The 21,839-nt window shown below is 38.3% G+C and carries 22 protein-coding genes, 1 tRNA gene and 1 other RNA gene; 23 read left to right on the plus strand and 1 reads right to left on the minus strand.

What is annotated here, in order from left to right; genetic code table 11:
- Positions 1 to 85 precede the first annotated feature (85 nt).
- The 5 genes from BCM40_RS05205 to BCM40_RS05225 are packed head-to-tail and all read left to right on the plus strand — an operon-like array spanning position 86 to position 3,730.
- Complete coding sequence (locus tag BCM40_RS05205) at positions 86 to 571, plus strand: NUDIX domain-containing protein (protein WP_065526844.1); 486 nt, start codon at positions 86 to 88, stop codon at positions 569 to 571.
- Positions 564 to 1,445: an RNase adapter RapZ gene (gene rapZ / locus BCM40_RS05210; protein ID WP_065526843.1), complete on the plus strand. Its 882-nt coding sequence runs from the start codon at positions 564 to 566 to the stop codon at positions 1,443 to 1,445. Before BCM40_RS05205 ends, rapZ begins: the two co-directional genes overlap by 8 nt.
- Positions 1,446 to 1,449: 4 nt before the next feature.
- The gene (locus BCM40_RS05215; RefSeq protein ID WP_065526842.1) at positions 1,450 to 2,445 is read left to right on the plus strand and encodes a gluconeogenesis factor YvcK family protein; all 996 of its coding nucleotides are present in this window, start codon (positions 1,450 to 1,452) and stop codon (positions 2,443 to 2,445) included.
- 23 nt (positions 2,446 to 2,468) lie between these two features.
- Positions 2,469 to 3,419 (plus strand): DNA-binding protein WhiA, encoded by a 951-nt coding sequence (gene whiA, locus BCM40_RS05220; protein WP_008430561.1) that lies wholly within the window; start codon positions 2,469 to 2,471, stop codon positions 3,417 to 3,419.
- Between the two features lie 53 nt (positions 3,420 to 3,472).
- Positions 3,473 to 3,730, plus strand: a complete 258-nt coding sequence (locus BCM40_RS05225) for an HPr family phosphocarrier protein (RefSeq protein ID WP_065526841.1) — start codon at positions 3,473 to 3,475, stop codon at positions 3,728 to 3,730.
- A 71-nt stretch (positions 3,731 to 3,801) separates the two neighbouring features.
- On the opposite strand, the gene clpP is transcribed toward BCM40_RS05225, so the two are convergent.
- A complete protein-coding gene (gene clpP, locus BCM40_RS05230) occupies positions 3,802 to 4,413 on the minus strand; it encodes an ATP-dependent Clp endopeptidase proteolytic subunit ClpP (protein ID WP_065526840.1) in 612 nt (203 codons plus the stop codon).
- A gap of 172 nt (positions 4,414 to 4,585) precedes the next feature.
- Between clpP and BCM40_RS05235 the strand changes: the two genes are divergently transcribed.
- The 18 genes from BCM40_RS05235 (at position 4,586) to BCM40_RS05315 (ending at position 21,394) form a co-directional block, all read left to right on the plus strand.
- A tRNA-Arg gene (locus BCM40_RS05235) sits at positions 4,586 to 4,657 on the plus strand.
- A gap of 128 nt (positions 4,658 to 4,785) precedes the next feature.
- The gene (locus tag BCM40_RS05240; protein ID WP_065526839.1) at positions 4,786 to 5,016 is read left to right on the plus strand and encodes a glutaredoxin family protein; all 231 of its coding nucleotides are present in this window, start codon (positions 4,786 to 4,788) and stop codon (positions 5,014 to 5,016) included.
- A 107-nt stretch (positions 5,017 to 5,123) separates the two neighbouring features.
- On the plus strand, positions 5,124 to 6,167 hold the full coding sequence (locus BCM40_RS05245) for a sugar-binding transcriptional regulator (protein ID WP_065526838.1): 1,044 nt from the start codon (positions 5,124 to 5,126) through the stop codon (positions 6,165 to 6,167).
- Complete coding sequence (gap, locus tag BCM40_RS05250; protein ID WP_065526837.1) at positions 6,168 to 7,175, plus strand: type I glyceraldehyde-3-phosphate dehydrogenase; 1,008 nt, start codon at positions 6,168 to 6,170, stop codon at positions 7,173 to 7,175.
- Between the two features lie 111 nt (positions 7,176 to 7,286).
- Positions 7,287 to 8,471, plus strand: coding sequence for a phosphoglycerate kinase (locus tag BCM40_RS05255; RefSeq protein WP_065526836.1), 1,185 nt, complete (start codon positions 7,287 to 7,289; stop codon positions 8,469 to 8,471).
- A 27-nt stretch (positions 8,472 to 8,498) separates the two neighbouring features.
- Complete coding sequence (gene tpiA / locus BCM40_RS05260) at positions 8,499 to 9,260, plus strand: triose-phosphate isomerase (RefSeq protein ID WP_065526835.1); 762 nt, start codon at positions 8,499 to 8,501, stop codon at positions 9,258 to 9,260.
- The gene (gpmI, locus tag BCM40_RS05265; RefSeq protein WP_065526834.1) at positions 9,253 to 10,785 is read left to right on the plus strand and encodes a 2,3-bisphosphoglycerate-independent phosphoglycerate mutase; all 1,533 of its coding nucleotides are present in this window, start codon (positions 9,253 to 9,255) and stop codon (positions 10,783 to 10,785) included. The genes tpiA and gpmI overlap by 8 nt, the downstream gene beginning before the upstream one ends.
- A gap of 15 nt (positions 10,786 to 10,800) precedes the next feature.
- A complete protein-coding gene (eno, locus tag BCM40_RS05270) occupies positions 10,801 to 12,096 on the plus strand; it encodes a phosphopyruvate hydratase (protein ID WP_065526833.1) in 1,296 nt (431 codons plus the stop codon).
- A 172-nt stretch (positions 12,097 to 12,268) separates the two neighbouring features.
- On the plus strand, positions 12,269 to 12,496 hold the full coding sequence (secG, locus tag BCM40_RS05275) for a preprotein translocase subunit SecG (RefSeq protein WP_008429540.1): 228 nt from the start codon (positions 12,269 to 12,271) through the stop codon (positions 12,494 to 12,496).
- 71 nt (positions 12,497 to 12,567) lie between these two features.
- Positions 12,568 to 13,314: an alpha/beta hydrolase gene (locus BCM40_RS05280; RefSeq protein WP_065526832.1), complete on the plus strand. Its 747-nt coding sequence runs from the start codon at positions 12,568 to 12,570 to the stop codon at positions 13,312 to 13,314.
- 24 nt (positions 13,315 to 13,338) lie between these two features.
- Positions 13,339 to 15,663: a ribonuclease R gene (gene rnr, locus BCM40_RS05285; RefSeq protein ID WP_083394475.1), complete on the plus strand. Its 2,325-nt coding sequence runs from the start codon at positions 13,339 to 13,341 to the stop codon at positions 15,661 to 15,663.
- Positions 15,664 to 15,710: 47 nt separating this feature from the next.
- Entirely contained in the window at positions 15,711 to 16,175 is a 465-nt protein-coding gene (gene smpB / locus BCM40_RS05290) for an SsrA-binding protein SmpB (protein ID WP_008429534.1), read from the plus strand.
- A gap of 84 nt (positions 16,176 to 16,259) precedes the next feature.
- Positions 16,260 to 16,613: a transfer-messenger RNA gene (gene ssrA / locus BCM40_RS05295) on the plus strand.
- A 161-nt stretch (positions 16,614 to 16,774) separates the two neighbouring features.
- Positions 16,775 to 17,752 (plus strand): tyrosine-type recombinase/integrase, encoded by a 978-nt coding sequence (locus BCM40_RS05300; RefSeq protein ID WP_238323757.1) that lies wholly within the window; start codon positions 16,775 to 16,777, stop codon positions 17,750 to 17,752.
- Between the two features lie 212 nt (positions 17,753 to 17,964).
- Positions 17,965 to 19,233, plus strand: coding sequence for a hypothetical protein (locus BCM40_RS05305; protein ID WP_065526831.1), 1,269 nt, complete (start codon positions 17,965 to 17,967; stop codon positions 19,231 to 19,233).
- Positions 19,234 to 19,454: 221 nt separating this feature from the next.
- Positions 19,455 to 19,628: a hypothetical protein gene (locus BCM40_RS16375; RefSeq protein ID WP_156851260.1), complete on the plus strand. Its 174-nt coding sequence runs from the start codon at positions 19,455 to 19,457 to the stop codon at positions 19,626 to 19,628.
- A gap of 202 nt (positions 19,629 to 19,830) precedes the next feature.
- Complete coding sequence (locus BCM40_RS05310) at positions 19,831 to 20,583, plus strand: hypothetical protein (RefSeq protein WP_065526830.1); 753 nt, start codon at positions 19,831 to 19,833, stop codon at positions 20,581 to 20,583.
- Positions 20,584 to 20,722: 139 nt separating this feature from the next.
- Positions 20,723 to 21,394, plus strand: a complete 672-nt coding sequence (locus tag BCM40_RS05315) for a hypothetical protein (protein ID WP_065526829.1) — start codon at positions 20,723 to 20,725, stop codon at positions 21,392 to 21,394.
- Positions 21,395 to 21,839: the final 445 nt, after the last annotated feature.

Raw genomic sequence — 21,839 nt, forward strand, 5'->3', positions numbered from 1 at the left:
ATGGCCTTTTTTTTCATTCCTTTGCACGACACGCCAGGATAGATGTATAATGAAGAGAGTTTACAATAGAGGCGGAGTGTCGAATGTGCAGCGAATCGCGAATTTACTAATTATTAAAGATGGACAAGTATTATTATTGAAGAAACCACGGCGTGATTGGTATGTAGCACCCGGTGGAAAAATGGAGTCTGGCGAGTCGATTTTTGAGGCAGCCGTCCGTGAGTTTACAGAAGAAACAAATGCCACGCCTATAGGTACGCATTTAAAAGGCGTTTATACCATGATGATTCAAGAACAGGAACAAACAGTGGATGAGTGGATGTTGTTTACGTTTGCAGCAAATCATTTAACAGGTGAACTATTTAAAGAAACAACTGAAGGCATATTAGAGTGGCATCCGGTAGGAGCATTAGCAACTTTGCCAATGGCGGAAGGCGACCGAACCAATTTGCAATTTGCCGCAAACCAGCAGGGGGTTCAATATGGAACATTTTATTACACCCCTGAGTTCCAGCTGATTAAAGAAAGCATCCAATCATCAATTGAAGAGGTGAATCATCCGAATGAATAATCATGTAGAAGAAACCGAGTTAATCATTATTACAGGAATGTCGGGTGCCGGAAAAACAGTAGCGATCCAAAGTTTCGAAGATTTAGGGTTCTTTACAATTGACAACTTACCCCCAACATTATTACCTACTTTTCTTAAGTTGATGAGAGATTCTGGGAAATCGATGAAGCGCGTAGCAGCAGTTATGGATCTACGCGGAGGCGACTTTTTTGATAGCCTTGTCGATGCAATTGACGATTTGTCGAAAGAACCAAACGTTTCAATTACCATCTTATTTTTAGATGCGGAAAACGAAGCATTAGTTAGTCGGTATAAAGAGTCAAGAAGATCTCATCCTTTATCACCGGGTGGATTGGTTTTGGGAGGCATAAAAAAAGAACGCGACATGTTAAGCGATCTCCAAGGTCGCGCCCAACACATATACAATACATCTAATATGACCCCTCGGCAGTTAAAAGAACGAATTACTTCTGATTTTTCGTCAAAAACAAGCAATGTTTTTACAGTAAACGTCATGTCTTTTGGCTTTAAACACGGCATGCCAATAGATGCTGATTTAGTGTTCGACGTTCGCTTTTTGCCAAATCCATATTATATAGAAGAGTTAAAGCCATTATCAGGACTTGATAAGGGCGTATCGAATTATGTATTAAAATGGCAAGAAACGCAAACGCTTATTCAGAAGTTGACAGATCTTCTGCAATTCATGATTCCACAATACAAACGCGAAGGAAAAGCACAACTGGTCATTGCATTTGGTTGTACGGGAGGTCAACACCGTTCAGTTACGTTGGCAGAGTATTATGGTAAACTCCTCGCAAAAAACAATAAAGTTATCGTTACACATAGAGACGTAAAAACCAGAAAGGAATGAGCGCATGGAACGTAACCAGCACCGGAAACGCGTCGTCATATTAGGCGGCGGCACCGGACTTTCCACATTGTTGAGGGGCTTGAAATTGTACCCGTTAGATTTGACGGCTATCGTAACCGTTGCAGACGATGGTGGAAGTTCAGGACGTTTACGAGATGATCTAGATATTCCTCCACCAGGAGATATCCGCAATGTCATGGCAGCATTATCAGATACGGAACCGTTAGTTGCTGAGATGTTCCAATATCGTTTTAAACACTCTTTAGATCTTGATGGTCATTCATTAGGAAATTTAATGCTGGCTGCTTTAACGGATATTACAGGAGATTTTTCTCACGCAGTTCGAGAGATGAGTCGTGTGTTAAGTGTAAACGGAACCGTTTTACCGGCCGCGAACCAAATTGTTACGTTAAGTGCAGAACTAGAAGATGGTACGATTATCGAAGGCGAATCCAAAATACCTGCGTACTTACAACCGATTAAACGTGTTTTTATTGAGCCCTATGATGTAAAAGCGTTGCCAGCAACGATTGCGGCCATTGAAAATGCAGATGTCATTGTAGTTGGACCCGGTTCTTTATATACCAGTATTTTGCCGAATTTGTTAGTGAAAGATATAAAAAAAGCTGTAATTGCTGCAAAGGCAAAGAAAATCTATATTTGTAATTTAATGACTCAAGCAGGCGAGACGTATAAGTACACGGCTTCTGACCATGTGAAAGCATTGTATGATCACGTAGGCGAAAGTTTTCTAGATGCTATATTGCTTGATAAAGTACAAATGCCAGCAACGATTGCTGAGCGGTATGAAAAAGAACAAGCATGGCCAGTTGAATATGACGAAGAACGCCTTAAAAAAATGGGTCTTGAAGTTTATCGGAAAGACATTGCTAATATTTCTGGTGAAACTGTACGTCACGAACCGACAAAAGTCGCAGAATGGCTATTTGAATATGCTGATGGTCATACCAGTGAAGATTCGAAGCAGCTATATTTTTAATGCTTTGAAAGGGGGAACGAATTTTGTCTTTTGCATCCGAAACTAAAAAAGAAATGACACAAATTGAAATCGATGATTGTTGTGGGAAGGCAGAGCTTTCTGCAATGATCCGGATGAACGGCACGTTATCGTTTTCCAATCGGCAACTAAGCCTGGATATCCAAACCGAAAATGCGGCAATTGCTCGTCGTATATACACCCTATTAAAACGGTTTTACAAAGCTTATCCTGTCGAATTGCTCGTCAGAAAGAAAATGCGTTTAAAAAAGAACAATATTTACATTTGCCGAATCCGTGAAGGTGCTAAGCAAGTTCTTGAAGACTTAGAAATCCTGACAGAAGGTTTTCAATTTCAACACCAAATTGTTAAGAGTTTGATCGAAAAGGATTGTTGCAAACGTTCTTATTTGAGAGGTGCATTTTTAGCAGGTGGGTCGGTTAACAACCCCGAAACCTCTTCTTATCATTTAGAAATCTATTCTCTTTACAAAGACCATGCGGACTCTTTAGTGGAATTGATGAACAAATTTCACTTAAATAGCAAAACAATTGAACGAAAAAAAGGGTTTGTCACTTACTTAAAAGAAGCAGAAAAAATCGCTGATTTTTTGAGTATTACCGGTGCGCATTCAGCTCTTTTGAAATTCGAAGATGTACGGATTATTCGAGATATGCGAAATAGTGTAAATCGTTTAGTCAATTGTGAAACCGCTAACTTAAATAAGACGATTGATGCTGCTTTACGACAAGTAGAGAACATTCGCTTTATCGACCAAGCAATTGGAATCGATCAATTGCCAGAGAGATTACGAGAAATCGCTCGACTTCGTGTAGAATATCAAGATGTGACGCTAAAAGAGCTAGGTGAGATGGTCTCTGGTGGGACAGTAAGTAAGTCAGGTGTCAATCACCGGCTGCGGAAAATTGATGAGATTGCAACGTCCTTGAGAAATGGAGAAATGATCGGCCACTAACAATTGGCTGTTCTTTCATATAGAAGATAGTTAAGTTTTAGAGGAGGGTCCGTATGGTTGAAAAACAAGTAAAAGTACTATTAAAAACAGGTCTGCAAGCAAGGCAAGCCGCTTTGTTTGTTCAAGAAGCAAACCGTTACAGCGCCGATATTTACTTAGAAAAAGACAGTAAAAAAGTGAATGCAAAAAGCATCATGGGAGTTATGAGTCTAGCAATCAGCAAAGGAACAGATGTTAAAATTTTTGCTGATGGATTGGACGAAGAAAAAGCAGTGGATTCTTTATCGCAAATCATGGAACAAGAAGTGTAAGTTTTAGAAGGTCAGACACCATTATTTACACAAACATAGAAAAAATCACAGCCAAGTAGGCTGTGATTTTTTTATACATCTTTTTTGTGATTTTCAGGTAATTTGCTGCGAGTAATAACTTGGTCGATCAAACCGTATTCTAGCGCACGTTCAGCTGTCATAAAGTTATCGCGGTCTGTATCTTTCGCAATCACGTCAATTGGTTGACCAGTACGTTCAGAAAGAATTTGGTTCAACTTTTCACGAAGGTGTAAAATGCGTTTTGCTGCAATTTCGATTTCAGTCGCTTGTCCTTGTGCACCACCAAGAGGTTGGTGAATCATAACTTCAGCATTTGGAAGAGCAAGGCGTTTGCCTTTTGTTCCAGCTGCAAGTAGGAAAGCTCCCATTGAAGCGGCCATACCGATACAGATTGTTTGAACATCTGGACGGATAAATTGCATAGTATCATAAATTGCCATACCGGCTGTGATGCTACCGCCTGGGCTGTTGATGTAAATTGAAATGTCTTTATCTGGATCTTCTGCTTCTAAAAACAGCAACTGTGCAACAATTGAGTTTGCAACATTATCGTCAATCGCGCTTCCCAGCATGATGACACGGTCTTTTAACAAACGTGAGTAAATATCATAAGCACGTTCGCCTCGGCTAGTTTGTTCAATTACTGTAGGAATTAAGTTCATAAAATAGTTCCTCCTCGATTAAGTGATTTGCAAACAATGCTGAAAGTTCTCTCAGCTGTACTATTATCATACACATCATGGTCAATGAAGGTCAAATCTAACGAATTAAAAAATGCAGCTTGATTATGTTCCAATATTTTCGTATAATAGAAAAGTCGCGAATAGCGAAAACGCCCTCGTAGTGTAATGGATCACACGTAAGATTCCGGTTCTTAAAATGGAGGTTCGATTCCTTCCGAGGGCATTCCAAAACTACCAGACTCTGCTCACCTGAATAGGTGGACAGAGTTTTTTGTATTTAGAATCTTTGTTTACGCTAAAAGAGGCAAAGGGAATAGTTAGTAAAGATAAAAGCCAAAAGGAGGACGAAGAATGTTTACGCTATATACTCGTGCTAACTGTCCGCTTTGTGATGAAGCTAAGTTAATGATGCAACTTGTTAACGAAGATATTCCGTTTTCTTATAAAGAAGTAGATATTGAAAGTGATGATGCATTACACGAAAAATATATGCTAATGATTCCTGTCTTAGAAAAAGATAACGAAATATTAGTATACGGCAATATCGGTTATGTAGAACTAGTAGAAGCGTTAGAAAATTAACGCTTCTTTTTATTTGCAATTAAAAGAAAGATTGGGTAGAATGAATTTAGTGGGACGCAAAATTAAAGAGTGGGACGAAAATTGTCCAACAAGAACGGAGTGAAAATATGGATGCATTATCTGTTGCTCAGCAAAAGCTGATGCCGGAAATGTCCGAACTCCTAAAAAAACGTTATCAAATTTTACAAATAATAAGTTTAGAACAACCAATCGGCAGGCGAACATTGTGTGAAGTTGCCGGAGGCACAGAACGTGAAATCAGAAAAGAAACAGACTTGCTGAGAAAACAGCAGTTGATTGAGATGAAGACGGCAGGTATGAAAGTTACTTCGCAAGGATTGGAAGTACTAGACAGACTGAAAGTGTTTATCCGTGAAATTTCCGGACTGACAGACATGGAAGTACAGCTGCAATCGATTTTAGGAATCTCAAAAGTGGTTATTTTGCCGCAAAATTCCGATGAAATTCCAGCTGTGAAATCCCACATCGGCAAAGAAGCAGCCAGATTACTTGAAACTGTATTTGGTCGCTACAAGAAAATTGCCGTAACAGGCGGTAGCACGATGGCCGCCATTTCTAAAGAATTATCGATTGGGAAATCTGATCGAACGCTTCAGTTCATCGCAGCACGTGGTGGACTTGGAGAAGATGTTTTGCACCAAGCCAATACCATCGCAGCGGCATTTGCTGAAAAAACAGGTGGTTCTTTTAAAACACTTTATTTGCCGGATCACTTAAGTGCAGAGGCATTTGAAATGATGATGAAAGAACCTGTCATCAAGGAAATGATGGACTTGTATGATCAAACGGATGTTGTTGTGCACGGAATTGGTGATGCAGAAGAAATGGCGGTTCGCCGTCACTCTTCTTTAGAAGAAGTGAAAATGATTCGTTCAGGCGGAGCGGTGAGTGAGGCTTTTGGCTATTATTTCGATAAAGACGGAAAAATTGTTTATCGTATCCGCACAGCGGGCATTCAGTTAGAGCAGGTGCAAAAAGCAAAAACGGTGTTGGCAGTTGCTGGTGGTGAATCAAAAGCAAGAGCGATTTTGTCTTATGCTAAAAATGCAGCCGGTCCGACAGTGTTGATCACAGACGAGGGTGCTGCACGAAAAATTATTGATCTAACTAAAAAATTGGAGGAATTATAAATGACTTTAAAATTAGCAATTAACGGATTTGGACGTATTGGACGTATTGTATTTCGTCAAGCTTTAACAAATGACGAAGTAGAAGTGGTAGCAGTAAATGATTTAACAGATGCAAAAATGCTTGCACATCTTTTGAAATACGATTCAGTTCACGGAATTTTAGATGCTGAAGTTTCAGTTGACGGAGACAACATTGTCGTTAACGGCAAAACAATCCGCGTATTTTCTGAAAAAGATCCAGCAAACCTTCCTTGGGGCGAGCACGGCGTAGACATCGTTGTTGAATCTACTGGATTCTTCACTGATCCTGCTTCTGCTTCTAAACACATCGAAGCTGGCGCGAAAAAAGTTATCGTATCTGCTCCTGGTAAAGGCGGCATGAAGACACTTGTTATGGGTGTAAACCATGAATCTTATGACCCAGCAGAACATGATGTTATTTCAAACGCTTCATGTACTACAAACGGACTTGCAGGAATGGCAAAAGTATTGAATGAACGTTTTGGCATCAAGCACGCTATGATGACAACAATTCATTCTTATACAAATGACCAAATTCTTTTAGACTCTCCGCACAGTGACTTCCGTCGTGCACGTGCAGCTGCAGAATCAATGATTCCGACAACAACTGGAGCAGCTTTAGCAGTTGCAAAAGTATTGCCTGAATTAGAAGGCAAAATTGATGGGATGGCAATCCGCGTTCCAACACCAAACGTTTCTCTTATCGATTTAGTTGCTCACCTTGAAAAAGATGTAACTGTCGAAGACGTAAACAATGCGTTAAAAGAAGCAGCAGAAAACGAATTAAAAGGGTTAATGGATTACAGCGATCTACCGCTTGTTTCTAGAGACTATAACGGCAACACAGCATCAGCTACAATCGATGGCCAGTCTACAATGATGGTTGGCGATAACATGGTTAAAGTTCTTTCTTGGTACGATAACGAGTCTGGTTACTCTAGCCGTTGTGTTGACCTTGCGCTTCATATGTATAAAACGGGATTGTAATCTCGAAATTATAGCTTAATTACCAATGAACCTCTATAATAAAAGAGGGTAATAGGGGCGGGGAACTTACCCCGCTCCTTATTTTTTTGAATACAAATAGGAGGTATTTTCATGCAGCAGAAAATGACCATGAAAGATTTGGATTTAAAAGGGAAACGCGTATTTTGCCGAGTCGATTTCAACGTACCGATGTCAGAAGGTAAAGTCACGGATGATACAAGAATTCGTGCAGCTGTGCCAACAATCGAATACTTAGTCGAACAAGGTGCAAAAGTAATTTTGGCTAGCCATTTAGGTCGTCCAAAAGGTGAAGTCAATGAAGAAATGAGACTTGCTGCGACAGGCGTCCGTTTAGGCGAATTGTTACATAAAGAAGTGAAAAGCCTAAACGAATCGATTGGTGAAGAAGTTGAAAAAGAAATTTCATCGATGCAAGAAGGCGACATTGTTTTACTTGAAAATGTTCGTTTCCATGCAGGCGAAGAAAAAAATGACGAAGAGCTTTCAAAAGCATTTGCATCGTTAGCAGATGTATTTGTTAATGACGCATTTGGTGCAGCTCACCGTGCCCATGCTTCAACGGCAGGTATTGCGAGTCATTTGCCGGCCGTGTCTGGCTTATTGCTTGAAAAAGAATTAGACGTTTTAGGTAAAGCATTATCAGAGCCAGATCGTCCGTTTACGGCAATTATCGGTGGGGCAAAAGTAAAAGACAAAATTGGTGTCATTGATCATTTATTAGACAAAGTGGATAATTTGATCATTGGCGGAGGATTATCGTATACGTTTATCAAAGCGCAAGGCTATGAAATCGGAGATTCTCTTGTTGAAGAAGATAAATTAGACTTAGCCAATTCGTTCATCGAAAAAGCAAAACAAAAAGGCGTTAAGTTTTATTTGCCGGTAGATGCAACAGTGGCAAATGAATTTTCAAAAGACGCTGAAACAAAAAGTGTGAAAATCACAGAAATCCCAGCAGACTGGATGGGCTTAGACATTGGTCCTGAAACAGTTGCATTGTATTCAGATGTTATTAAAAATTCAAAATTGATCATCTGGAACGGACCAATGGGTGTGTTTGAAATGCCGGCATTTGAAAATGGCACAAAATCAGTGGCAAAAGCAATGGCTGAAACTTCAGGCTACACCGTAATTGGTGGGGGAGATTCTGCAGCGGCTGTTGAAAAATTTGATGTAGCTGAGAAAATGGATCATATCTCTACAGGCGGTGGCGCTTCGCTAGAGTTTATGGAAGGCAAGGATTTACCTGGCGTTAGTGCGTTAACCGATAAATAAATCGTTCAATTGAAAGGGAGTGCTTTTGTGAGAAAACCAATTATTGCAGGAAACTGGAAAATGTACAAAACAGCAACAGAGGCAAAACAATTTGTCGAAGAAGTAAACGGCTTAGTACCGAATGCTGAAAAACTGGATGCTGTTATTTGCGCACCAGCATTATTCTTAGCGCAACTCGTTATTTCTTCAGAAGAAAGTGCGCTTCAAATTGGCGCACAGACTATGTCTGAGCAAGACGAAGGTGCTTTTACAGGAGAAATCAGCCCTGTCCAATTAGCGGATATTGGCGTGAAATACGTTATTATTGGTCACTCTGAACGCCGCCAATATTTCAATGAAACAGATGAAACGGTAAACCAAAAAGTCAAAGCGGCTTTTGCTCACGGTTTAGTTCCGATTTTATGTGTTGGTGAAACACTTGAACAGCGTGAAAATGGTGAAACAGGATCTGTTGTCGAAGCACAAGTGGAAAAAGGGATTTCTGGGTTGTCAGAAGAGCAAATTACGCAATTAGTTATTGCTTATGAACCTATTTGGGCAATCGGAACAGGTAAAACAGCTACTGCTGAAGATGCAAACGAGGTTTGCGGAATTGTCCGCAAAAAAGTGGCATCGTTATATGAAGATCAAACAGCTGAACAACTTCGCATTCAATACGGCGGCAGTGTAAAACCTGCAAATGTCGATGAATTGATGGGTATGGAACATATTGACGGAGCATTAGTTGGCGGTGCCAGCTTAGAAGTCGAGTCTTTTGTGAAGTTGTTGGAGGCTGGTTCAAATGCGTAAAACCGAACATCCAGCGGCGCTCATCATTTTAGATGGATTTGGTTGTCGTGAAGAAACCTTCGGAAATGCTGTTGCACAAGCTAAAAAACCCAACTTCGATCGCCTATGGAAAGAATATCCACATGAAATGCTGACAGCTTCAGGTGAAGCTGTCGGGTTACCAGATGGACAAATGGGTAATTCTGAAGTTGGCCATTTGAACATTGGTGCTGGACGTATTGTTTACCAAAATTTAACACGTATTAATAAAGCAATTCGTGAAGGTGATTTTTTCGAAAATCCTGCATTTCTTGAAGCAATTGCTAACGCTAAAAACAATGGCAAAGCACTTCACATTTTAGGCTTATTATCTGATGGTGGTGTACACAGTCATTACTCTCATCTTTTTGCTTTATTGGAACTTGCAAAACAACAAGGACTAACTAAAGTATATGTACACGGTTTCCTTGATGGTCGAGACGTAGGACCAAAATCTGCGCTTGAATATGTAGAAGAAACCGAAAAGCAGATGAAAGAAATTGGTGTTGGTAAATTTGCGTCAATTAGCGGACGATATTATGCAATGGACCGTGACAAGCGTTGGGAACGTGTAGAGTTAGCGTACCGAGTGTTAGTTGATGGAGTTGGCAAAACAGCAGAATCGGCAACAGCGGGCATCACGTCATCTTATGACGAAGACGTGGTGGATGAATTTGTAGTTCCTTTTGCAATTGAAGAAGATGGCAAACCGGTTGCAACAATTGATTCTGAAGACTCGTTAATCTTCTTCAACTTCCGACCAGATCGTTCAATTCAAATGACTTCGGCGTTTATTCGTGAAGATTTCAACGGATTTTCGTTAAGCGATAAACACCCTAAAAACTTAAGCTATATCACATTTACTTCTTATAGCGAAGAATTACCAACGCGTGTTGCGTTTGATACATTAAACTTAGAAAACACGATTGGTGAAGTTTTATCTTCAAATGGCTTAACTCAGTTGCGTATTGCAGAAACTGAGAAATATCCACACGTAACATTCTTTATGAGCGGCGGGCGCGAAGAAATTTTCCCAGGGGAAGATCGAATTTTAGTCGATTCACCAAAAGTAGCGACTTACGATTTGCAGCCAGAAATGAGTGCTTACGAAGTAACTGATCGTTTAGTTGAGCAAATTGAAGCGGGCGCACACGATGCGATCATCTTGAACTTTGCAAACCCAGACATGGTCGGTCACAGTGGTATGCTCGAACCGACAATGCGAGCTATTGAAGTAGTAGACGAATGTCTAGGTCGCATAGTAGATGCGCTACATGCGCAAGGCGGCTCGGCACTTATTACGGCTGACCATGGCAATGCTGACGAGGTTCGTACGTTAGAAGGGCTACCTATGACGGCACATACTACGAACCAAGTACCGGTGATTTTGACGAAGTCAAGTCATGAACTTCGCAAAGGTGGCATTCTTGCCGACCTAGCACCAACTATTTTGAAAATGCTAGATGTTGAACAACCGGTTGAAATGACCGGAAAACCATTATATTAAAGGGAGCTGTTTTAATTGCCAATTATTACACACATTCAAGCACGCGAAATTTTAGATTCACGAGGAAACCCAACAATCGAAGTTGAAGTATTCACAGAAAGCGGAGCTTTTGGTCGCGCAATCGTACCATCAGGTGCGTCTACGGGTGAACACGAAGCAGTAGAACTACGTGATGGCGATAAGAGCCGCTACCTTGGTAAAGGTGTATTAAAAGCAGTAGAACACGTTGACGGTGAAATTGCTGAAGCATTAGAAGAAAAATATTCAGTGCTTGACCAAGTATCAATCGATAAAGCATTGATCGAATTAGATGGTACAGAAAACAAAGGTCGTTTAGGCGCAAACGCAATTCTTGGGGTTTCTCTAGCAGTTGCACACGCTGCAGCTAACTACTTAGATATGCCTTTATACCAATACTTGGGTGGCTTTAACGCTAAACAATTGCCAGTTCCAATGATGAACATCTTAAATGGTGGCGAACACGCTGATAACAACGTCGACATCCAAGAATTTATGGTAATGCCTGTTGGAGCAAAATCGTTCCGTGAAGCTGTTCAAATGGGTGCAGAAATTTTCCATAACTTAAAAGCTGTACTTAAAGAAAAAGGCTATAACACTTCTGTTGGGGATGAAGGCGGATTTGCTCCGAACTTAGGATCGAATGAAGAAGCATTAACAACAATTATGGAAGCAATCGAAAAAGCTGGATACAAGCCAGGTTCAGATATCTTACTAGCAATGGATGTTGCGTCTTCTGAAATCTACGATAAAGAAAAAGGCGTTTACAACTTGCCTGGAGATAACACAGTAAAAACTTCTGCTGAAATGGTTGATTGGTACGAAGAGCTTTGCAACAAGTACCCAATCATTTCGATTGAAGATGGCTTGGATGAAAACGACTGGGCTGGACATAAATTGTTAACCGAACGTATCGGCGACCGCGTGCAATTAGTGGGTGACGATTTATTCGTTACAAACACGAAGAAATTGTCTCAAGGAATTGAAGAAGGTGTCGCTAACTCAATCTTGATCAAAGTTAACCAAATCGGTACACTGACGGAAACGTTTGATGCGATCGAAATGGCAAAACGTGCTGGCTATACAGCAGTAATCAGCCACCGTTCAGGTGAGTCAGAAGATGTTACAATTGCAGACATCGCTGTTGCAACAAATGCTGGACAAATTAAAACAGGCGCGCCATCTCGTACAGACCGCGTTGCGAAATACAACCAATTATTACGCATCGAAGATCAATTGTTCGAAACAGGCCAGTACCTTGGATTAAAAACTTTCTATAACTTGAAAAAATAAAGTTGTAAAAAGTAGAGTTGATTGGAGTTAATCATCAGCAAATCAAATTCTCTAATATATCTTTTAGAAAATAGAAGGCATTTGCCTTCTATTTTCTATTTCTATTGTCACCGGTCACAATGTTTGGTAAACTTAATTTTGTTGTGAATGTTCGTTTCAGGAGGTGGAATTTATGCATACGTTGTTAATGACATTACTCGTCATCGTATCGCTCGCATTAATCGTAGTCGTTTTATTGCAATCTGGAAAAAGTGCAGGTCTTTCAGGAGCCATCTCCGGTGGAGCAGAGCAACTTTTCGGTAAGCAAAAAGCTCGTGGCTTGGACTTAGTCTTACACCGAGTAACGATTGTACTTGCTGCCTTATTCTTTATTCTGGCTATTGCCGTAACGAAAGTTTAATGTAGATGATTAAATCGCCTGACCATACATGGTTAGGCGTTTTCTTTTAGTATTAGAATGGAGGAGTTTTCATGCGAGTTTCGCAACCAAAACCATTTTTCTTTAAAAAAGGCCCACGGGCAGTAATTCTTTTGCATGGCTTTACAGGAAATTCAGCAGATGTTCGGATGTTGGGACGTTTTCTTGAAACCAATGGATATACAAGCATAGCACCACATTACGCAGGACATGGCGTGGCACCAGAAGAATTGGTTGGCACAGGCCCAGCGGATTGGTGGAAAGACGTAGAGCAAGCGTATGATACGTTAATCGAAGAAGGCTATACTGAAATTGCAGTAGCCGGTTTGTCGCTTGGCGGCGTATTTAGCTTGAAATTAGGGTATACAAAGCCTATCAAGGGCATTGTTTCGATGTGTGCACCAATGAATATGAAATCTACTGATTTGATGTATCAAGGTGTATTGAAATATGCGCGCGATTATAAGAACTATGAAGGAAAAAGCGATGAAGTTATCGAAAAAGAAATAGAGGCTTTTCAAGAAAAGCCGATGGAATCATTGGCTGATTTGCGTGCCTTGGTTGCAGATGTAAAAGAGCATGTAGATCACATTTATGCGCCTTTATTCGTTGTTCAAGGTAGATTAGATACCGTAATTGATACAGATTCAGCTAATGTCATTTATAATAACTCAGAATCGACCGACAAACACATAAAATGGTACGAAAATTCCGGTCACGTTATTACGCTCGATAAAGAAAAAAAGCAATTGCACGAAGACATTCTCACATTTCTTGAATCGTTAGATTGGAGTGTGTGAACTGTTATAAAGGAGGAGTTAGATTTGGGGAATCCCGAAAAATCATTAGAACAGCGCTTATTGGTGTTTATGCGTGAAGAAGCTTATAAACCGCTGACTGTACAAGAAATAGAAGAACAATTCGGCTTTGAAGATGCTGATGAGTTTACAGAGTTAGTCAAAACATTAGTAAGGTTAGAAGAATCGGGAACACTCGTCCGCTCAAGATCTAACCGATATGGCGTGCCAGAACGCATGAATGTTATGCGCGGCAAATTCATCGGACATCCAAAAGGATTTGGCTTTGTTGCCCCAGAAGAAGCAGGATTAGACGATGTCTTTATCCCGCCTACTGAAGTGAATGGCGCAATTAATGGAGATACTGTATTAATCCGTATATCAGAAGGCTCTTCAGGAGATCGCCGGGAAGGCGCAATTATTCGGATTATTGAACGTGGAACGACAAAAGCAGTTGGAACGTTCCAAGAAAACAAAGGTTTTGGTTTTGTTGTAACCGATGACAAAAAAATGAATATGGATATTTTTATTGCAAAAGACGACACGTTAGGAGCTGTAGACGGTCATAAAGTTGTAGTAGAAATTACTGGATGGCCAGAAGGCAGAATGTCTGCCACGGGCATGGTAACGCAAATTCTTGGTCACAAAAACGATCCGGGTGTCGATATTCTTTCTATTATTCATAAATACGGCATCGAAACAGAATTTCCACCAGATGTACTAGAACAAGCGAATAATGTACCAGACCAAATTGATCCAGCAGATCTAAACAATCGTCGTGATTTACGCGAAGAACAAATCGTAACGATTGATGGAGCGGATGCTAAAGATTTAGATGATGCCGTTCAAGTAGTAAAATATGAAGACGGTACGTATAAATTAGGCGTTCACATCGCGGACGTTAGTCATTACGTAACGGAAGGCTCTCCAATTGACCGCGAAGCTTATGATCGTGCTACGAGTATTTATTTGACGGATCGTGTGATTCCAATGATTCCACATCGCTTATCGAACGGAATTTGCTCGTTAAATCCACAAGTAGACCGTTTAACATTGTCATGTGAAATGATTTTCAATGACAAAGGTGAAGTGCAATCACATGAAATTTTCCAAAGTGTCATTAACACGTCCGCTCGTATGACCTACACGGATGTTTACGAAATTTTAGAGCAAGACAACCAAGAACTGAAAGAACAATATAGCGAATTAGTGCCTATGTTTGAATTGATGAAAGAATTAGCAGAAGTTCTTCGCACAAAACGTATGCGCCGCGGAGCTATTGATTTTGACTTTAAAGAGTCGAAAGTATTAGTCGATGAAAACGGCTATCCAGTAGATGTTGTGATTCGCGAACGTACAGTTTCGGAACGTTTAATCGAAGAATTTATGCTAGCTGCCAATGAAACAGTAGCTGAGCATTTTCATAACATGGAAGTTCCGGCAATTTACCGTATTCACGAAGATCCAAAACCAGAAAAGTTACAACGCTTTTTCGAATTTGTTACGAACTTTGGAATTGTGGTAAAAGGTTCTGGTACACAAATTCATCCGCGTGCTTTGCAAGAAATTGTTGAATCCATTGCAGGAACACCGGAAGAACCGGTTATTTCCACAATGATGTTGCGTTCAATGCAACAAGCGAAATACTCTGCTGAAAGTTTAGGTCATTTTGGTTTATCAACCGAATTTTATACACATTTCACATCACCAATTCGTCGTTACCCCGATTTAATCGTGCATCGCTTGATCCGCACATATTTAATCGAAAAAGACTTGTCGAAAAAAACAATTGCTTATTGGGATGCCAATATGGATGATATTGCAACGCATACGTCAGAACGTGAACGCCGCGCAGTAGAAGCAGAACGCGACACGGATGCATTGAAGAAATCACAATTCATGGCTGATAAAATCGGTGAACAGTTTACAGGAATTATTTCTTCAGTAACGAATTTCGGTTTGTTTATCGAACTGCCGAATACGATTGAAGGCTTGGTGCACGTATCTAATATGACGGATGATTATTACCGTTTTGACGATCGCAGCATGATGATGATAGGTGAACGTTCAAACCGCCAATTCCGTATTGGTGACGAAATTGAAATTAAAGTCATCGGTGTTAAACCTGAGGAATCATCAATTGATTTTGAAATTGTCGGCATGGTGCAAACACCTCGTCGCACAAGAAAAGATCAACCAAAAGTGATTCGTGCAAACAAAAAAGATGGCGCTGGGAAACCAGGACGTGATGGCAAAAAGCCAGAAGGCGGCGGTCCAACACGCAAGCCGAAAAACAAAAAGAAAAAGTTTTATGAAAATGTAGCAAAACAAGGACGCAAAAAGAAAAAATAAAAAACGGCTCTAGAGCCGTTTTTTGAATCTAGTTGAGGTGAAACCACATGGCCAAAGGAGAAGGCAAAGTAATTGCCCAAAACAAGAAAGCCGGTTTTGATTTCTTTATTGAAGAAACAATCGAAGCGGGTATCGTCTTGCAAGGAACCGAGATTAAGTCCGCACGAAACGGCAAAGTCCAATTAAAAGATTCGTTTGTACGAATTCGTAATGGCGAAGCTTGGATTTCAAATATGCACATCAGCCCTTATGATCAAGGCAATCAGTTTAACCACGACCCTACACGGTCGCGTAAATTGTTGTTGCACAAAAAGCAAATTGCGAATTTATTGGCGCATTCAAAAGTGCAAGGCTCTGCAATCATTCCACTGAAAATGTATTTGAAAGATGGATTTGCTAAAGTATTGCTCGGTGTTGGTAAGGGTAAGAAAAACTACGACAAACGAGAAGACTTGAAGAAAAAAGACGCAAAACGAGAAATCGACCGTGCGATGAAAGAACGTAACCGCTAAGACTTGATGTCTGACCATTGGTACTTTATAATGGGTTTATAGCACATGAAGCTGTTTATACATCTTCCGTGTCTCTTTTAATGAGGGGACGTTACGGATTCGACAGGGATGATCTGGGCTTGAGTTGCGCGTCGGAGGGCCGTCTTCGTCACAAACGCATTTATAACAACTGGCAAAACAAACCAAAACCTAGCATTCGCAGCGTAAGCTCGGATCTGCTTTATCTATCCATCGCCCATGTGGCTAGGTAAAGCTCAACTTTAGTGGGATACACCGTTTGCTACCATCTGAGGCAACCGGGAGAGATTCTCAGATTAGTGCCCAGGACGCCTGCTTATCGGCAGAATGGCGCATGAAACCTTAATAGATGAGCTACACGCGTAGATGCTTAAGTAGCGGAGTTTCTGGACGCGGGTTCGACTCCCGCCGTCTCCATAGTGAGATAGCTGCTAAATGCAGTGGTATCAAGGTTTTAATGAGTTAGGGATATTGTACGGGAGTTGAACTCTTGTGTGATATCCCTATTTTCATCCCTACATATTTTATCGAGTTTATTTCATGGACCTTCTAATTCAAATAATGAATTGGGAGGTTTTTTTGTGTTTAAAAGTAGAAAGAATGGAATATTTGCAGTTGGTGAAGATATGGTAGTGTCAATTCCATCTCGTGAAAGTAGTAAAAAGAGTGATAGCTTAACAATAGGTAATGCACTCGAGACCATATTTCAACAAATGAAGATTAGCGGAAACCGTCCACGTACAATAGAAAGCTATAAGTATATTTTCAATCAGTTTATTGAAATGACTTTAATAAAGAACGTTGATGAAATTACTATTGATTCAATCTATCATTATCTAGACGCTGTGCAAGTATCACCGAGTACTAAGTTAATTCGTTTAAAATCTATTAAAGCTGTGTTAAGTAAATTCTTTGATAATGGGTGGATTAAAGAAAAGTTCTGGAATAACATCCATATCAAAATTGATAAGGAAGTTAAAAAAGGAACTAAGGAGTCAGATATTGAAATGCTACTTGCGGTTATTGACCAAAGTACATTCATCGGATTTCGTGATGCAGCAGCTATCAAATTGATGTATACAACTGGTATACGAATAAAAACCTTAGGGGAACTAAAAGAACGTCACATTGACTTTGATAGTCTTTATTTAAACCTTGATGGGTCAACATTGAAGAATCACAAGTACTTAAAACTTCCTATAAATGAAGAGATAGCTGCTATTTTTAAAATACTAATAAAGTTAAATGAGGGTATAAGGGGGCATTATGGAACAGAGAATAAAAATGTCTTTATTACTCAAAATGGTTTACCAATGAATTCAAGTAAATCTTCAAATTGTGCTATTTCTAAACAGCTAAACAAATATTCCAAAAGGTATAATTTGAAAAATATCAATGCACATGCAATTAGGAGAGGTTATGCTAAGAATCTTCTTGAAAAAGGTGCTAGCGTAGCACTTATAAGTAAAGCATTAGGACATTCAGATTTAGCTGTTACTACACAGTATTTAGATTTAGATGTAGAGGAAGTAGCTACAGATTTAAGGAATTTTATATAACACAATATGCAGTCTTAAAATAATTTCAACCTTAAGTGCCTAAATGTTGTTTATTTAGGTGCTTTTTATTTTTATTTGAAGAACATTTTCCTAGTACAGAAAGAAGTAAATTTATTTCATAACATTATTTACATAACGTGTCCTAAAAATAAAAGTATTTGCAAGTAGGTAAGTGTAACAAGAAGCAAATACAAACTACGGGGAGACATGTTATGGAATCATTAGTTAAGAGAAAAAATAATATTACTGTCGTTGATTCAATTATGGGAAGCGGTAAAACAAGTTGGGCTATTCATTATATAAACACGAGTCCAAAATGTAAAAAGTTTATCTTTATTACACCCTATTTGACGGAAATACAAAGAGTTATTGAGAAAACTAATAAATCTTTTATCCAGCCACTGCCAAAAGGGAAGAGAAGTAAATTAGAATCTTTGAAGAACGCTATAGTGAACGGAGATAATATTGTCTCAACTCACGCCCTCTTTAAAAGATGTGATTCAGAACTTATTCAACTATTAGAAGCTGAAAACTACACTTTGATTTTGGATGAAGTAATAGACGTGATTGATGAAATCAATATCACAAAAGACGATATCAAAATCCTTCTAAATTCCGTTGATGAAAATGGAGAGAAAATCATTTCTATAGGAGATAAAGGAGAAGTAAAATGGAATGCTAAAAGTTACGGTTATGGTAACTATCAATCTGTAAGAAATATAGCTAATTCAGGGAATCTAGTTTTATTTGATGAAAGCAAAATGTACTGGCTTTTTCCAGCAGAAATTTTTGAATCTTTTACTCAAATATATATATTAACTTACATGTTTGAAGGGCAAGTACAATCATATTATTATCAGCTATTTAAGATTGATTATAGATTAAAATCTGTAGGATATGAGAAAGAAAAAGGATATTATCTCAAAGAGTATGAAGGTAGAATGAACGAAAATCGTAAGCAGCTTAAATCACTAATAAACATTTATTATTCTTCTCCTTCTGATAATAGGGACATGAACAAAATTGGCGAAAAGTTTAATTCTTTTAGTAAAAGTTATTTAACGGAACAATTAAAAAGTCAAAAGTACAAAGATTTAATAAAGAAGAACAGCTACAACTTTTATCGTCATAAAGTAAAGTGTTCTACCAAAAAAGTTATTTGGACTAGTTTTAAAGACTATGAAAAAATATTAACTCCAGTTGGATTGAAGAAGAGTTTTGTACCTTTAAATGCAAGGGCAACTAATCAATATGCAGCTGCTACTACATGTATTTATTTATCTAATCGCTATATGAATCCTTTAATTAAACGATATTTTCAATCACATGGAATTAAGGTTAATGAAGAATTGTTTGCACTATCTGAGTTATTACAGTGGCTATTTCGTAGTGCTATACGTAAACAACAGAAAATAGATGTGTATATTCCGTCTAGTAGAATGAGAACTCTATTAGAGAAGTATTTAAATAACGAAATTTAATGCATAAAAAAACTAGCAAATAACTCTGCAAACACTGATATCAAGGCGTTTTTAAAGCGTTTCCTTAAAGAAAGAAAAATACACAATCACATTCCGAGGGATACAACTATCCCTCTCCTTGTGATAGTGCATGAATAGAAATAAATACGGAATTAGATATTAAAGGTGGGAGTGAAACGACCACATATGTAGCGTAGCGGAATATAGAGAGGAGTAATGAAATGAAATACAATAGTAGCTTGATGGATGGTATGATTAGATTAGCAATTAAGAACCAATTCGATATACAAGGTAAGCGTCTAACTAAAGATGATGTAATAGCATTAGCACTGCATGATTTGATAAAAGAACAAGAAAAAACACTCAAAAAAGGCTATGCAAATATGTGCAAGTAAAAAGTTACACAATAAGGGCACACCATGGGGGATGGGGGGACACTCGCCGCGACTAGTAGATGCACAATATACGCGGTGGTATCAAAACTTTTTATGCACAATTATTATATAGAAGGTAACTCTACATTGCTAGTGAATTTGAAAGCCGAATTGAGGAGGTTAGTTGTCTAGAAATAAAGTAAGTCATTAGGAGGGTAGTTTGATGAAGTTAAAGCATTTTATAATTGTAATTACTATAATATCAATTGTTATCTTTTTAGGTTCATTAACCGTAAATGGACTAGTTACATATTGGGGAAATAGTTTAAAGTGGGGAAGCGGTAGTAGAGATATTTGGATAGGCTTTTGGGGAAGTATATTAGGTGGTTTAGTTGGTAGTTTAGCGGTTATATTTACTACGTATTATTTGATTAGTAACGAAGATAGAAAGCAAAGAGATTTAATTTTGTTAAATTTAGAAATAGATACAATTAAACAAATTAACACAAACTTATCTACTCTTGAAAATTCTTTCAATAAATTTTCAGAGTTAGCAGAGGAATATATATATAAAGTCGGTAAAGATGTTTCAACATCAGAAGTTGCCGAAATTAAAGAGTTGATTTATAAGGAATTGCGGAAACTGGACAAATTAACTGGTAGGTTTTACAACAATGAAAGTTTTTACACTGAAGATATGAGTATTTTCAGCAATTTACTTTCGGACTTTAGAAGAAATGTGAAATACATAGGTTGGAAAGTTAGAGATTGTAATGATAAAAACGCTAGCAAAACTCTTGAGGATTTTATTGAACTTAATAATAAGGTTGAAGAAATTGTAGATGGACTGATAAAACATTTAAGTATTAGACACTTAGAAGAATATATTAAGTTTTCTGAAGCAAGAGGTTCGAAAAAAAATATTAGAGATAGTTTTAAAAGCGTATTAAGTAAAATAATAAAAGAAGAAAAATAAGTGTAAGAGAATTATACTCATCCTTCTTTTATTCTGTATTTATTTATACAGCTTTTAAAAATGGTTATTTTTTGGGGAAGAAAAGATGGACTGGAACGGGTATTAAAATGGAAGGACTAAAAGATAGTGAGGCGATAAAATGGAACTTGAACTTTATTCAAAGGGAGAAGTTATAGATTATGTTTATCAGTACTCGAAATATCATGGGAATTTATTGGTTTATTGTGAAAGAATAGCTAAAGAAGAAACAGCTAATGGATTCGCTACACTAATTTTTCTATTTAATATCACTGAAAATATATTTAAAGGTATTACTGAAGATTATGATGTTAATTTTTATGAAGTAATACATAATTTAAGAAATCAAAAGTATATCTCACGAGAAGAATATGTATTTCTTAATAAAGGGAAAACAAGTGTTAGGGGATTACGGAATATATTTGCACACGCAGATTTATCTAAGTACAATCTAGTTTTTCTGGAGAACGGCAAAGAAGTGCTGTATCCACTAAGTGAAAATGAAACTTGTGTAATATTATATGATATTCTTTCAGATGTAGTTTTTAATTTGTTATTGAAGGTAGTAAGTGTTAACTTCGTAAATCCAATTCCACTCAATCTAGATAATACTATAAAAAGTATTAAGCTTAATCTGAAAGAGTTTTCACCAGAGGAGTTAATGAGATTTAAGGGATTAGAACCTAAAGAAATTGTAGAATGGGAAGATTTCAGTGAAGCTAATAGATATAGGTTCGCTGAAAATGCAAGCGATGTTAACGTTTTGGCAGAAATATTACGATATCTAAAATGACGGTCTACTTAATTTATAGTGGCTAATGTCGGCTAGCTACTACTATTTATGGATTGAAGGAAAATGAAAAAAGAGTTTAAATTTGTATTTACAAATGCGACTAAATAATCGGCAACTTTGCTGCTGCATCTATCGGTGGTATTAAACTGCGTCTAAGCGAATAGCAACTATTGAGTTGGAATAATATTATTGTAAGGAGAATCTCAAAATTATAAGATTTTCTTTTTAATTTCCAATTGTATGATATATACTAGTGTTCAGAAGGTCTTTGAACCGAGTTCGTGAATATGTAATAATCCCTAATGAGTAAAACCCTAACATATCAGTAGCTACACGCGTAGATGCTTAAGTAGCGGAGTTTCTGGACGCGGGTTCGACTCCCGCCGTCTCCATAGTGAGATAAAAAACGTCAAAACCTTTACTGGTTTTGGCGTTTTTTTTGTGG

The organism is Planococcus donghaensis (assembly GCF_001687665.2).
Classification (GTDB): domain Bacteria; phylum Bacillota; class Bacilli; order Bacillales_A; family Planococcaceae; genus Planococcus; species Planococcus donghaensis.

Bases quoted from the DNA above. Each gene is read 5' to 3' on its own strand.
- rapZ (WP_065526843.1), top strand. From the start codon at position 564: ATGAATAATCATGTAGAAGAAACCGAGTTAATCATTATTACAGGAATG.
- BCM40_RS05215 (WP_065526842.1), top strand. From the start codon at position 1,450: ATGGAACGTAACCAGCACCGGAAACGCGTCGTCATATTAGGCGGCGGC.
- BCM40_RS05225 (WP_065526841.1), top strand. From the start codon at position 3,473: ATGGTTGAAAAACAAGTAAAAGTACTATTAAAAACAGGTCTGCAAGCA.
- clpP (WP_065526840.1), bottom strand. From the start codon at position 4,413: ATGAACTTAATTCCTACAGTAATTGAACAAACTAGCCGAGGCGAACGT.
- BCM40_RS05240 (WP_065526839.1), top strand. From the start codon at position 4,786: ATGTTTACGCTATATACTCGTGCTAACTGTCCGCTTTGTGATGAAGCT.
- BCM40_RS05245 (WP_065526838.1), top strand. From the start codon at position 5,124: ATGGATGCATTATCTGTTGCTCAGCAAAAGCTGATGCCGGAAATGTCC.
- gap (WP_065526837.1), top strand. From the start codon at position 6,168: ATGACTTTAAAATTAGCAATTAACGGATTTGGACGTATTGGACGTATT.
- BCM40_RS05255 (WP_065526836.1), top strand. From the start codon at position 7,287: ATGCAGCAGAAAATGACCATGAAAGATTTGGATTTAAAAGGGAAACGC.
- gpmI (WP_065526834.1), top strand. From the start codon at position 9,253: ATGCGTAAAACCGAACATCCAGCGGCGCTCATCATTTTAGATGGATTT.
- secG (WP_008429540.1), top strand. From the start codon at position 12,269: ATGCATACGTTGTTAATGACATTACTCGTCATCGTATCGCTCGCATTA.
- BCM40_RS05280 (WP_065526832.1), top strand. From the start codon at position 12,568: ATGCGAGTTTCGCAACCAAAACCATTTTTCTTTAAAAAAGGCCCACGG.
- smpB (WP_008429534.1), top strand. From the start codon at position 15,711: ATGGCCAAAGGAGAAGGCAAAGTAATTGCCCAAAACAAGAAAGCCGGT.
- BCM40_RS05305 (WP_065526831.1), top strand. From the start codon at position 17,965: ATGGAATCATTAGTTAAGAGAAAAAATAATATTACTGTCGTTGATTCA.
- BCM40_RS16375 (WP_156851260.1), top strand. From the start codon at position 19,455: ATGAAATACAATAGTAGCTTGATGGATGGTATGATTAGATTAGCAATT.
- BCM40_RS05310 (WP_065526830.1), top strand. From the start codon at position 19,831: ATGAAGTTAAAGCATTTTATAATTGTAATTACTATAATATCAATTGTT.
- BCM40_RS05315 (WP_065526829.1), top strand. From the start codon at position 20,723: ATGGAACTTGAACTTTATTCAAAGGGAGAAGTTATAGATTATGTTTAT.